The organism is Kaistella haifensis DSM 19056 (assembly GCF_000735695.2).
In the GTDB taxonomy this organism is placed as follows: Bacteria; Bacteroidota; Bacteroidia; order Flavobacteriales; family Weeksellaceae; genus Kaistella; species Kaistella haifensis.
Genome location: NZ_JASZ02000003.1, coordinates 1 through 12,753, shown reverse-complemented (window position 1 = coordinate 12,753; position 12,753 = coordinate 1). Strand labels below are relative to the sequence as shown.

Annotated in this window: 15 protein-coding genes and 1 pseudogene; 5 read left to right on the top strand and 11 right to left on the bottom strand. The window is 34.9% G+C overall.

Annotation, left to right across the window (positions count from 1 at the left end; genetic code table 11):
- Positions 1-61 precede the first annotated feature (61 nt).
- Positions 62-571, top strand: coding sequence for a shikimate kinase (locus AP75_RS02510; protein ID WP_031502456.1), 510 nt, complete (start codon positions 62-64; stop codon positions 569-571).
- Here AP75_RS02510 and AP75_RS02505 read toward each other — a convergent pair.
- Positions 568-1,002, bottom strand: coding sequence for an RNA-binding S4 domain-containing protein (locus AP75_RS02505; protein WP_031502458.1), 435 nt, complete (start codon positions 1,000-1,002; stop codon positions 568-570). The two genes, AP75_RS02510 and AP75_RS02505, sit on opposite strands and share 4 nt — an antisense overlap.
- A gap of 59 nt (positions 1,003-1,061) precedes the next feature.
- On the opposite strand from AP75_RS02505, the gene AP75_RS02500 reads away from it, so the two are divergent.
- Positions 1,062-1,784: a hypothetical protein gene (locus AP75_RS02500; protein ID WP_031502460.1), complete on the top strand. Its 723-nt coding sequence runs from the start codon at positions 1,062-1,064 to the stop codon at positions 1,782-1,784.
- 70 nt (positions 1,785-1,854) lie between these two features.
- Here the strand turns inward: AP75_RS02500 and recO are convergent, their stop codons facing one another.
- From recO to AP75_RS02480, 4 genes are read right to left on the bottom strand one after another with little or no spacing between them, the layout of a single operon-like run.
- Entirely contained in the window at positions 1,855-2,544 is a 690-nt protein-coding gene (recO, locus tag AP75_RS02495; RefSeq protein ID WP_031502462.1) for a DNA repair protein RecO, read from the bottom strand.
- The gene (gene porZ / locus AP75_RS02490) at positions 2,544-4,772 is read right to left on the bottom strand and encodes a type IX secretion system anionic LPS delivery protein PorZ (protein ID WP_031502465.1); all 2,229 of its coding nucleotides are present in this window, start codon (positions 4,770-4,772) and stop codon (positions 2,544-2,546) included. The genes recO and porZ overlap by 1 nt, the downstream gene beginning before the upstream one ends.
- A gap of 43 nt (positions 4,773-4,815) precedes the next feature.
- Positions 4,816-5,766: a bifunctional metallophosphatase/5'-nucleotidase gene (locus AP75_RS02485; RefSeq protein ID WP_088263524.1), complete on the bottom strand. Its 951-nt coding sequence runs from the start codon at positions 5,764-5,766 to the stop codon at positions 4,816-4,818.
- Positions 5,759-6,529, bottom strand: coding sequence for a 5'-nucleotidase C-terminal domain-containing protein (locus AP75_RS02480; protein WP_088263523.1), 771 nt, complete (start codon positions 6,527-6,529; stop codon positions 5,759-5,761). The genes AP75_RS02485 and AP75_RS02480 overlap by 8 nt, the downstream gene beginning before the upstream one ends.
- A gap of 110 nt (positions 6,530-6,639) precedes the next feature.
- Between AP75_RS02480 and dapA the strand changes: the two genes are divergently transcribed.
- The gene (gene dapA / locus AP75_RS02475; protein ID WP_031502467.1) at positions 6,640-7,512 is read left to right on the top strand and encodes a 4-hydroxy-tetrahydrodipicolinate synthase; all 873 of its coding nucleotides are present in this window, start codon (positions 6,640-6,642) and stop codon (positions 7,510-7,512) included.
- Positions 7,513-7,563: 51 nt separating this feature from the next.
- Here the strand turns inward: dapA and AP75_RS02470 are convergent, their stop codons facing one another.
- The 3 genes from AP75_RS02470 to AP75_RS02460 all read right to left on the bottom strand — a co-directional run bounded on the left by AP75_RS02470 (position 7,564) and on the right by AP75_RS02460 (position 10,271).
- Positions 7,564-8,289, bottom strand: coding sequence for an ABC transporter substrate-binding protein (locus AP75_RS02470; protein ID WP_031502469.1), 726 nt, complete (start codon positions 8,287-8,289; stop codon positions 7,564-7,566).
- Positions 8,290-8,301: 12 nt separating this feature from the next.
- The gene (gene mgtE, locus AP75_RS02465) at positions 8,302-9,621 is read right to left on the bottom strand and encodes a magnesium transporter (protein ID WP_185116469.1); all 1,320 of its coding nucleotides are present in this window, start codon (positions 9,619-9,621) and stop codon (positions 8,302-8,304) included.
- Between the two features lie 80 nt (positions 9,622-9,701).
- The gene (locus AP75_RS02460; protein WP_031502471.1) at positions 9,702-10,271 is read right to left on the bottom strand and encodes a hypothetical protein; all 570 of its coding nucleotides are present in this window, start codon (positions 10,269-10,271) and stop codon (positions 9,702-9,704) included.
- Between the two features lie 176 nt (positions 10,272-10,447).
- Between AP75_RS02460 and rpsO the strand changes: the two genes are divergently transcribed.
- Positions 10,448-10,717, top strand: coding sequence for a 30S ribosomal protein S15 (gene rpsO / locus AP75_RS02455; RefSeq protein ID WP_031502473.1), 270 nt, complete (start codon positions 10,448-10,450; stop codon positions 10,715-10,717).
- 68 nt (positions 10,718-10,785) lie between these two features.
- Here the strand turns inward: rpsO and AP75_RS02450 are convergent, their stop codons facing one another.
- Entirely contained in the window at positions 10,786-11,130 is a 345-nt protein-coding gene (locus tag AP75_RS02450; protein WP_086045797.1) for a transposase, read from the bottom strand.
- 35 nt (positions 11,131-11,165) lie between these two features.
- Here AP75_RS02450 and AP75_RS02445 point away from each other — a divergent pair, with 35 nt between their 5' ends.
- On the top strand, positions 11,166-11,798 hold the full coding sequence (locus tag AP75_RS02445; protein ID WP_088263521.1) for a hypothetical protein: 633 nt from the start codon (positions 11,166-11,168) through the stop codon (positions 11,796-11,798).
- A gap of 8 nt (positions 11,799-11,806) precedes the next feature.
- On the opposite strand, the pseudogene AP75_RS02440 reads toward AP75_RS02445, so the two are convergent.
- Together AP75_RS02440 and AP75_RS02435 are read right to left on the bottom strand one after the other, a co-directional pair.
- A pseudogene (locus AP75_RS02440) lies at positions 11,807-11,998 on the bottom strand (transposase); the annotation flags it as partial.
- Between the two features lie 22 nt (positions 11,999-12,020).
- Positions 12,021-12,569: a MepB family protein gene (locus AP75_RS02435; RefSeq protein ID WP_317043821.1), complete on the bottom strand. Its 549-nt coding sequence runs from the start codon at positions 12,567-12,569 to the stop codon at positions 12,021-12,023.
- Between the last annotated feature and the right edge of the window lie 184 nt (positions 12,570-12,753).

Sequence of the window (12,753 nt, the reverse complement as noted above, 5' to 3'; positions counted from 1 at the left end):
CAAAGATAGGCCTTTTTTTAAAATCTCAAAATTTTTTTGGTAATTTGTACAAAATTAAAACATGATTATTTCCCTGATAGGATACATGGGCAGCGGTAAATCCCACATTTCCAAAGTTTTGAGCAAAAAACTTAATTTAAAATTATTTGACCTCGATCGGCAAATTTCTTTGAAAAATGAAATGACAATACCCGAGATTTTCGAAAAACGAGGCGAAATTTACTTTCGAAAACAGGAAAATCTAATTTTAAATGAAATTTTGAGTTCCTATGACGACATTATTTTAAGTGTCGGTGGTGGCACTCCTGCTTATTTCAACAACATGGAAATAATCAACCAGTATTCCGAGAGTGTTTTCTTGCAAACTTCAGTGAAAAATCTTTCTGAAAGAATTCTTAAACAAAAAGAGAAAAGACCTTTAGTAGCTAAGATTGCTGATGAAGATCTACCTGAATTTATTGCAAAACATCTGTTTGAAAGAAATGTTTTTTATTCCCAATCAAAACACAAGGTGATAACCGACGGAAAATCGCCGGACGAAATTGTAACGGAAATCGCTGCTCTTTTTTAATCCTGATCATCCTCCAATCCACTGAAAAATAAATCCCAATCACCTTCCTCAAAGGAAGCATCACCATCACCGGAAACGTATTCATCAATTTCCCTTCGGTCTTTTTTGGTGGGTCTACCCTCGCCTTTAATTCTGTAGTAATCTTGCTCGGATTTGCGTAGTTTTAGGATTTCGTACTGCTGTTTATCGGTTCTATCTTCGATGTGTAAAGGAACCGGCTTCGCTCCTAACCTACTTTTGGGGATTTGCACCACCTTTATCTGATAATCAATTTGATTTTTTCTTATTTTAATGATGTCGCCGGGTTTCACCTCTTTTGATGATTTCACGATTTGCCCGCCAATTGCTACTCTATTCTTTTTTATTTCTTCAGCTGCGATGCTTCTGGTTTTATAAAAGCGAACGCACCATAAAAATTTATCAATTCTCATATTTTATTTATACTTTTGCTGGATTAAAAAATTTTAGCAATTTAATGATAATATTGAAAATGAAAAAAACCATCTTATTTCTGGCTTTAGCTTCTATTGCTTTTGTGTCTTGTAGAAAGGATGATAACGAGGATACTGTGGAAGAAGTAAGCATTGAGACCCAAAATACCTACGACGATCAAGCTGCACAGAAATTTTTGGAAACCCACTATTTGGACGTAAAAGGAAACATCAAGCAATTAAGCGACACCGATACTACCAATGTGAAATTAGCTGATCTTGAGCCAGTAACATTGCCTTCAGGTGTTATTTACATTATGCGAGAAGGCGCACAACCAGAGCCCGGAGATGCTATTGGAACTTACGATCTTATCCGTTTTATGGGAAGAGCTACAACTTACGTTGCTACAAAAACCGACGGTATTGTTTCTTTTGCTTCAGGGCAAACTTTCAGAAATACAATCTCTGGAGCGGGCGTACCAGAAGTCGATCCAGCTTATTTCTATGTAAAAAAATCTGTTTTAGAAAATGCTACTGTTGATTTGGCAAAACAAAGAAGTTATTACGAGATCGAAGGTTTTCAGGAAGCTTTGAAAAAGTTTAAGGCTTTTAATATTCCAGATGAAAGCAATTATAACCTTCAAGGAGTAATTATCGTTCCTTCTCGTGCTGCTTTTGCAAGAGATTCTCATTTTAATTACACCGGAATATCTTATAAAGACAGAAGTTTTATATTCAACTTTCAGATTTATAAAACTACGCATTTCGACGCGGAAAGATAGTATTTTCGTTTAATAAAAATAGAAAAGTTCCTTTTTCGAGGAACTTTTTTTGCTTTTTTTAAAGACATTTTTATTCATAAATCTGTCTCAATATCGCCAGGGAAGCCGGAACATAAAATCCCGTAAAGTGAAGATGATAATAGATCATCAACGAATCGAGGAAAGCGGTTCTTTCGCCTCTTTTTAAGCTGATTTCATAGGATTTTTCGGCGGTTAAAAATCTTTTCCAAAGTTTAGAAATTTCTTCACTGAAAATTGGATGCGAAATTTCCATATTAAATGTTCCGGATTCTGGATTTAGAAATTTTTCTTCACTCAAAAGAGGTGCAATTCCAATAATTCTAAGGAAATTTAAAATCAGCGAAATATAAGAATCGGGATTGTTTACGGACAACTCATCTCTGAAGGTTTTAATTTCATCAAATGCCACTTGATTTTGGTGTTCATTTCTTAAAATTTGATGCAAAAAATCTGCTGCAAAAAAGAGAATTGAGTTTATTTTAACCTCATTAAAATCATAAAATCCGGGAGCAAGTTCGATTTTGGAAACATTCGAAATCGATTGATGATTGCTAGTTTTTGAAAGCGTAATATTGAGTAAATTCAATGGAAAAAGATAAGGTTTCTTCTTGTTTTTAGAAGAATAAATCCCTTTTGCAAATAGACTTTGGTAGCCTGTTTCTGCAGAAAAACAGTGAAGAACAGCATCATGATCACCATATTTTACATAGGAAAGAATAAAACAATTTATGTTTATCATCAATTCACCACGGCAATTTTGGCTGTAGCGGTATCGGTTCCAGCAGAATTTGTCATCAATACAAAATAAATTCCGGACGCCACACGAACGCCGCGCTGGTTATTGAGATTCCATTCATAATATCCACCTCTAGAAACAGCTTGATGAACCAAATTTCCGGCTGCATCGGTAATTCTAATATTGGTTTTCTCGGCTAAGCCACGAATGTTAACATCCCCTTTATATTTCGAGTAAACCACCGGATTTGGATATACCAGTACATCTCCAAAATTTTCAGAAACATCGAGCACGTCACCTTGGTAAACCATTACCCCATCTAATGTTACAAAATACACCTTACCAGAATTATTATCAACCTTGATATCAGTTACGCTATTACTCGGAAGTGGAGAATTTTCTTTGGTGAAATGTTTCAAGGTTTGTTCACCAGTAGAGTTCAAATAAAAAACTCCGCCACCATCAATTGATATCCATTTTTGGTTTCCAGCATCCACTTCAATTTGAAGAACACTACTATCTCGGAACAGCTCTTCACCAAGTCCGTTTTCTTCAATAATAATCGGATTTGTTTGTGGGTTATCTTCCGAAATAATTGATGAAGGATGGCTGATTACTCGTAAACCATTTGCAGTACCGATCCACAAGTCATCATTTTTATCTAAATTAGACGAAACCACTACTTCGGTAGGAAGATTGTTATTTTTACGAAGAATAATAAAACGATCATCACCGGTGGAGGAAGGTGTATTTTTGTAATCATAAACAAGTAATCCTCCTCCTGTTCTATTTGAAGGTATGTAAAGTATACCAGATTTTACATTAGGTTTTTGTGCATCCTTTGCGTCTAAAACACTCACCAACTGGAAATTATCTCCCGAACGATTGTAGTAATAAAATCCGAGTTTCTGATCAGGATTATAAGCAACTGAAGCAAAAAGTTGATTATTTTCATCAAACGCTAATCCTCCCACACGATTTAAAAACTGATTACCTGTCACATATTTTTTCACGAATTGATTGCCATCCATTTTATAAATGCCTTTAACTGCTACATCAAATGCATAGTTATAAAAAAAGACTTCATTGGGCATAGAAGGATTAATTACAGCATCTAAAACATTTAAATTTCCAGGAAAATTAATAAACAATTGTGGGTAATTCCATTTCGCACCATCAAAATGATAATAACCTAAATGCCTATTAGTAATTGGGTCTAAATTCTCGTTTTTACTACCTGATGCTATCACAATCTGACTTCCTTTGATATCAATTTTGTAAGAAGTATTATTATACGGTCCATCGGGTTTTAGCGAATCGCCGGATTCGTTTTTCATCCCGGAAAGCTTGGTGGCTGCATAAATTTTCGAATCGGAATAAAACGCAGTATTCAAATATTCGCCTGCATCGTAAGATTTCACAAAAGCTCCTGATAGATTAAACACGGAAACCACCTTGGCATCTGCAACAATGATATTTTGTGCCGTAACTACCACATCTCGAATGTCGGTAAAACTTTCTGGCAAATTTACAAAAGAGCTTCCATCGCCAAATTTCACTGTGTTTGCATTAGCATAAGCAATAATTGAATTGCCTGAAATTTGAGTTAAATTACCCGTTGGCACACTATTCCAAGTAGAAAAAATAGGAAAAGTAACATTCATTTCGTGAGATTTCAATCCTGCAGCGGTAACAACATAAACGAGATTACCTTTTATTACCGCTTCTTTTGCAGCTTCGTAAATACCATTTACGACAAAAAAAGATGAATCTGCAAATTCTTTTTTATCTAATTTAAAAATAGAAACTCCGTAATCTACCGAAATTACCGCAAGATCTCCCGAAATCGAAATATGATTGATTTTCTTGTTTCCAGTATAGCCCGAAGAAATTGGAATATCTACTACATAGGTAATTCCTTCCGGCGTGATCACATCCATCGAACCATTTGCATAACCTACTAAACCGATTTTAGTTTCAGGATTATAATCGAATGCCGAAATTTTCACCTCGTGCAAGCCGTTTGCTTTGGAAAGTTTACTGAGTTCGCCCGTCGCCGGTGTGTAATAAAAAATTCCGTTTTCGGTAGCAGCGATGAGTTTTCCATTATCTTCTCGAATCGCCAAAACATTATTATAAGAAAACAAATCGCTCCATTTGCTGGACGAAATAACCTGTGCATTAATGCATAGAACATATATAGAAAGTAAAAACGGTAATATTTTTTTCATGTGTTTATGGTATAATCAGGAGCAACCAGCTTTTTTTATTTAATTAAACTAAAATCCTATCATCTATAACTTGGTTATTCCATGAAATATTTTGCACCTTTTTGTTTTTATCAAAATAAAAATCGATTTTTCCTAAAAGCAAACCTGCCCAACCCACTTGGTTTACCAAAACATTTTTGCCTTTTCTATTGGTAAAAGATTGTGGTTCCGGCAAGAAAGTATGCGTATGACCACCCAAAATAAGGTCGATTCCGTCGGTTTGAGCAGCGAGAATTTTATCTGAAATTTTCTTTGGATCATCTTTGTAATCGTAGCCGATGTGCGAAAGACAGATCACCAAATCGCATTTTTTATCATTTCTTAAAAATTCGGAATAGTGTTGTGCAATTTCTATCGGATTTTGCCAAACAGTTTCTCCGTAACTTTTCTTTCCTACCAAACCTGCGAGTTCTATTCCAACACCGAAAATACCGACTTTGATTCCATTTTTATTGAAAATTTTATAAGGAATCGTCTGCCCATCGAGAATGGTATTTTTGAAATCATAATTCGAACAAATGAAAGGAAATTTCGCATTCGGCAACACTTTTTTGAAACCATCCAAACCGTTATCAAAATCATGATTTCCCATTGTGGATGCATCATAACCCATCATCGACATTAGCTTAAATTCCAATTCGCCACCAAAGAAATTGAAATACGGAGTTCCTTGAAAAATATCGCCGGAATCCAGCAAAAGAAGATTTTTCTCCTCTGATCTTATTTTTTGGATCAAAGCAGCTCTTCTCGCAAAACCGCCTTGATTGGGATTTCTCGTATAACTTGAATCGAAAGGTTCAATTCGGCTGTGTTGATCGTTGGTGTGAAGAATTGTGAGTTTATGTTCAGAATTTACTTCTAAAAATTTCAAATTTTCAGCGAGCAAAAGATTCGGAGCCAAAGTCATTGATAAAGTTCCGACGCCTATTGTTTTCAAAAACTGCTTTCTATTCATCAGTTTTAACTTTTTTATTTTTAAAATTCAATCGTACATCTTTCGGAGCTACAATTTCCGGATTTGCCTTAAATTTTTCAAGAAACAAATCTCTCAACTTAATTCCGGTTGAAATAATTTCTCCTTTTCCGAAAAACGCCATATTAACGCCACCCAAAGCTAAATAATCGGAAGTTGCAATATAATAATCTTTATTGGAATCTACTTTTTGACCATTAATTAATTCATTAACAATCAATCCATTATCCGTTTCGATCACCAAATGCGAAACCGGATTATTTTTCTGGGTTTTCAGATAATATTCGAAAAGTCCTTTCAGGTCCGAACCTTTCATTTTCACGATCATTACCTCGTTTTCAAAGGGCATAACTTCATAAATATGTTTGGTGAGAATATCTCCCGCGCCAATCGTAGTACGAATTCCTCCAATATTAATTACGGCAGCATCTACGCCTGTTATAATTCCGTTTTTTTTCGCCCAATTATCAGCTCCTTCGAAAGTGAAATCTGCCAACAAATTGCCCAAATTGCTATTGTCCCCTTTTTTATTGAGCTCAACCGAAGTATGGGAAATTTTAGTATTCATCTTCCCTTCAACCTCCTTTTTATAAGGTTCTATAAAATTTTTGAAATTTTGGTCTTCCTGTAAATCCTTGGAGATGGAAATGTTTTTTTCTGGTTTTATTTGAGCAACATTCAGCGGCGTTCTACATGAAGAAAGCGACAAAATTGCCAAACCAAGAACGAAAAATTTGGTATTCATTGAGATAAAATCTTGTATTGCAAATATAAAGATATGAATATTAACTCCTATTTTTTTTTGAAAATTCTTAGATTAAATTTTGTAATTTTGAAAATATTAATTTTATAAAAATGAGTAATTTAAAAGGAGTTGGTGTTGCTTTGGTTACACCTTTTAATGAAGATTTATCCGTTGATTTCGATTCACTTACCAAATTGGTCAACTTCAACATCGAAAACGGAACCGATTATTTGGTGGTTTTGGGAACTACTGCGGAAGCTGCCACACTTTCTTCAGAAGAAAAAAAACAGGTAATCGATCATATCATAAAAGCCAACAGCAAACGCGTTCCTTTGGTTTTAGGCATCGGCGGAAACGACACGATGGAAGTAAAAAAACAAATCGAAGAAACCGATTTATCAGATTTCGATGCGGTGCTTTCTGTTTCGCCATATTACAACAAACCTAATCAGGAAGGGCTTTACCAACATTATAAAGCATTGGCTTCAACAGGAAAAAACATCATTATTTACAACGTTCCTTCCCGAACCGGACAAAATGTTGAAGCATCCACAACTTTGAGATTAGCAGAGGAATTTCCGAATTTAATCATGATCAAAGAGGCCGCGCCAAATATCTTGCAGTATTTTGATATTTTAAGATTAAAACCTGCGAATTTCAATTTGGTTTCCGGTGATGATGAATATACGCTTCCCGTAACTTTAGCAGGCGGAAACGGCGTTATTTCGGTGATCGGACAAGGTTATCCCAAAGAATTTTCTACGATGGTTCAGCTAGCTTTTGACGGAAAAGTGAACGAAGCGTACGAAATCCACAATAAATTGGTTGAAATCACAAGATTGATCTTCGCGGAAGGAAATCCGGCCGGAATTAAAACCGTTTTGGCTGAATTAGGAATCATCAAAAATTACTTGAGACTTCCGTTAGTTGCTGCAAGCAATGGTTTGCAGGAAAAAATAAAAGCTGAAATGGCTAAAATTTAATTCAATTTAAATCAAATTTAAAAGGACTCTTCTTTCGAAAAGTCCTTTTTTTTATCTGCAATTTTCAACCAAATTTTGAAAATAACTTTCACACTTCGCAAGTCGGGTGCCGTACCAGGAAAACGCTTCACCATCTACCAATGATATTTTTGCGTCGGGAAGCTCTTTTTGAAGTTCATCAATATGTTTTTGCTGAAACGGAAACGGTTCCGAAGAAAGAAAAATATAATCCGCAGCTTTCAAATCTACCACTGAAATTTCCGGATATCTTTTTTGATTTTTAAAAATATTTTGAAAACCTATTTTATCCAAAATATCATGAATAAAAGTATCAAAACCTACCGTCATATAAGGATTTTTCCAAATCAAATAAGCGCATTTTTTCTTTTCTAAATCAGAAAATTTAGCTAAAATTTCATAGATTTTTAAATTAAATTTCTGCGCGATTTCTTGTTTTTCAAGTAAATTTCCCAACGTTTTTAGAAGGTAATAATTATCTTCCAAATTGGAAATATTGGTCACCAAAACTTTGAAATCTTTCTGCAATTCTTCGATCTGCTCTTTTACGTTTTCTTCTTTATTGGCAATGATTAAATCGGGATTTAGATTTTTAATTTTAGCAATATTCAGATTTTTTGTTCCACCGATGATTTCAACTTTTTGGACGGTATTTTTAGGTTGAATACAAAATTTCGTTCGGCCAATAACTTCTTTCTCACTCAATCCAAAATCAAAAAGCGCTTCGGTAATACTAGGAACCAGAGAAATGATTTTCATAGCAAATTTTTTTTAAAGAAGTTTCCCACTCAAAAGCAAACCTGCAACGGAAAAATAGATAACCAATCCGGTAACATCGACCAAAGTTGCCACAAATGGAGCCGAAGAAGTTGCAGGATCAAGCTTAAAACGCTTCAAAACGAAAGGAACCATCGACCCGGAAAGTGTTCCCCACATTACAATCATCATCAAAGAAATCCCGACACTGACTCCGATAAATTCCCAATATTGGCCATAATCGAACCAACCAGCATATTGCCAAAGCATAATTCTGACGAATCCGAATACTCCCAAAAGTCCGCCGAGAACCATTCCGGTAACGATTTCTTTTTTGATAACCAACCACCAATCTTTCACGGTAATTTCCTGAAGTGCCATCGCACGAATAATCAATGTAGCCGCTTGCGAACCAGTGTTTCCGCCACTTGAAATAATGAGTGGAACAAATAAAGTGAGCACCACCGCTTTCTGAATTTCATCTTCGAAAAATCCCATCGCGGAAGCTGTTAACATCTGAAATAAAAATAATAAAATCAACCAAAAACCCCGCTTTTTGATCATTTCAAACCAATGAGTTTGTCGGTATGGTTCATCCAGCGCTTCCATCCCTCCGAATTTTTGGATATCTTCGGTATTTTGTTGCTCGATTTGATCCAAAATATCATCAATCGTTACAATGCCGACCAAAACTCCGGCTTCGGTAACAATCGGAAGCGCGGTTCTATCATATTTTTCAAAATATTGCACCGCATCTTCCTTGGAAGTGGTCGTGGTAATCGCCACAAAATGATTATCGGTAATTTCTGAAATCAGGGTATCTTCTTCTGCCAAAAGCAAGGATCCAATGGCGATATCATCAATTAACTTATTTCTTTCATCTACCACATAAAGATGATTCATGGTTTCCATCTTTTTACCAACTTTTTTAATTTGTTGGAAACATCTTTTCACCGTCCATTCTTTGCGAATTTGAATGTAATAAGGCGTCATCAAACGTGCGATAGAATCTGCATTATAACCCAAAAGTTTCAGGGCAATTCTTCTTTCCTGAGGATTAAGGTGGTTGATGGAATACTTAATGAGTTCATCCGGAAAATCTTCGAACAAAGCAGTTCTGTCATCTGGAGTCATCGCATTGAGGATTTCAGAAACCTCTTCACTGCCGATGCTGCGGATTGTTTCTTCTTGAAAATCTGGATCCAGATGCGAAAAAACTTCGGCTTTGTATTGTTTCGGAACTTTCAGAAATGCCAGGACACGCTCTTTAACAGGAAGTTCGCTAAGCGTTTCTGCAATATCTGCCGGGTTAAAAATAAGTTCCTGTGTATCCAAAATTCTTTGTTCTAGAATTGCAAAAATAACTCAAAACTTATAAAAACCGAATTAAATGATGTTTATAAAGAAGAAAAAAATTAATTTTCTGTACTGCCAAGAAAAAAACTTTTGGATTTCCGTAGGTTTTTACCCATTCTGTTTACCGCTCCGGAAGTACCGATTTTAATGGAATTTTCAGCAGAACCAAGAATTCTCGCATTCTTTTTGTAGGTATCGTAATCGGTTTCTGTAAGGAAATTCCCTAAAGAATCGTACAATTTCATACTGATAATCACCTGATTGGAAAAAACGTATTTACCGAAACCTACTTTGAAATATTTCACTTTCGGAACTACAGCAAGTTGTGCATTATTATTTTTACAATATTCTTTAATCGCATCCACATCCACGGAATCATAAGGAATATTGGCATCTACGCGTAATACTTTGTAATTTCTAATTGGGCTATTTTTTTCGGAAATGGCTGCATAAAAAGCGTTATAGGTCGGCTCTTTAATTTCCTCAACATCCGGAAAAATTTCTGGATTAAAGTAAATGATATTCTGCTTCTTGGTTTCTCGTTGTAAAACGCCAATTTGAGCATCAATCAATTGAAAACCAGATAGTATAAAAAGAAAAGAAAAAAGAAGCGGATAGATTTTTTTCATTGTTATTTGTCTCAGCAAAAATACTGCCATTGAATTAATTGACAATGAAAATTTTAAGGTTTTTTTAACATTTATTTTGAATAATTTAATTCATTAGATTAATAATGTTTTTCAGGAAAGAAAATAATGTTGTACTTTTGCACCCGTTACATAATAATCATTAAAATAATATTGGAATGTACTTAACAACTGACAAGAAGAAAGAAATCTTCGCAAAACACGGAAAGTCTGACGCAGACACAGGAAGCGCTGAAGGGCAAATTGCATTATTTACCTACAGAATCAATCACTTATCTCAACACTTAAAAGCTAATCGTCACGATTACAATACCGAAAGATCTTTGGTAAAATTAGTAGGGAAAAGAAAAAGTTTATTAGATTATCTTAAGAAAAAAGAAATTGCACGTTACAGAGCAATTATCGCTGAATTAGGAATCAGAAAATAATCTTCGATTACAATTAAAAAAAGCAACTCAGAAATGGGTTGCTTTTTTTTATGAGATTTAGAGCCTGTTTAAATTTTATTCAATAAATTTTTTATAGCGGATAATTTTACCATATTTTCAGAATTTTCCATTAGTAATTCGTAATTCCTGCATAATCTCCTGTCGTTATCAAACCAGGAAAATGTCCGTTCAATAATCCATCTTTTAGAAAAGGGCTTAAAATCTGTTTTCTTTTCATCATTTCTCATCACCACATTGATTAGATAAGCAAACTTATTTTTCACCTGTTCTATGATTTCTCCTCTGTAACCTCCATCAGCAAGAATAATCTTCACAGGACTTAAGAAATATGCCAAAGTTCTCATGAGAAAATCAACAGCTTTACTGTCATGAACATTGGCTACAGTAACCATTATTGCTAATAAAAATCCGTTTTTATCAACCACAGATGGATTTATACACGAAAGTAGTCAACCAAAAACGAGGAGATAAAGACAAAATTTACAGCATTCACAAACCTTTTACCCGATGTATTGCCAAAGGAAAAGCCCATGAACAGTATGAATTTGGCAATAAAGTAGGTTTGATCACCACTGCCAATAAAGGAAAGAAAATCATTCTCGGGATTAAAGCATTTTTGCAAACTCCATACGATGGTCACACCATTGAACCGCTTCTGGAACAAATGGAAAACAGTGGTCAGCAACTTCCAAAAGAACTCGTTTACGACCGAGGAGGAAGAGGAAAATCGGAGATAAAAGGTGTAAAAATCTCAATTCCAAGTACTCCAAGAAAAACAGACACGGCTTATCAAAAGCAGACAGAGCGCAAAAAATTCAGAACCAGAGCTGCAATAGAGCCTATCATCGGACATTTGAAAACCGATTTCAGGCTGGCTCAAAAATACTTCATGAGAGAAACGGGACCACAGATCAACGCATTATTATCAGCAACAGCTTGGAACATGAAGAAAATGATGGAAATATTGAAACAGAAAATTATTTTCTTTTTTTATCAGGTACAAATTATCCTATTTTCAAATTTTATTTTAAAAAATAAATTAGAAAGGGGTTTTTATTAAGGAGCGACTAAATATTCGATCACCTGTTTCGGGCCACCAAAAGGCCGCTTGGCATAAACGACCCAGTTTTTGGTAAAGAGTTTATCCATTAAATTGGAATCTTTTACTCCCGAAGTTCTCAATAAAGCCACAAACTTTGCCCGGAATACTTTGCTCATCGCTTTTACAGAGAAGAGATATTTATCGGTTCGTACTTTTCTTTCGTTATTCAATGTCGTCATTTTATTTGTCTAAACTTAGTAAGTTTTTTGCTTTTGTTAAGTCAATTTCTTTGTCAGGTGAAATGTCTAAAAAATACTTTGTCTGCCAAAGCTGTGTTTTCTGTGCTTGTTTGTTTATGGTCAAGTCCCAAGTTGGATAAACTCTAATTCCACGTTTTCCGTCTCTCGTTTTGTCAGATAAAATTCTGTTCTCATACAAAACTGTTTTTGGAAATATAAAAAGTCCAAATTTTTCGTTTTGTCTTGTCGCAATTATATAAAACTCAAAATTGTCCGAAATGTCAAAAGGTTCGGTTATTCCTTTTTCGTTGCGTTTCCAAATAGTTACAAATTGTCCAATTTTGGTCGGTGTAATTTTTGCCGTCCGAAATTTTATATTTTGTCCGTCAAGTTGAAAGTTGTGAGCAAAATACTCTTGACTTTCTGCTTCTGTTTCTACGTTTGTTAGTTCAAATCCACAGATTTTAAAAACAGATTTGTCAATAATTTCAAGTTCGGAATGTAAAGTTTTAGAATTTGTCAAATCGTTATCTGTTATCTTAATTTTCAATTTTTTTGTCAGCGTTTCATTTTCGCAGTGTGTCGTTTTAGAATGACCGCTAACGGTTGGGTATTTGCGAAGAAAGCCCCTATTCATCAAGTAAATTCGGGGCTTTTTTTGCAAATACTTTGTTGAACTAAACCTCCGGTAGCTTTTCCCATTCGCCGTTTTAGTAACTTTGTTTTTATTAACC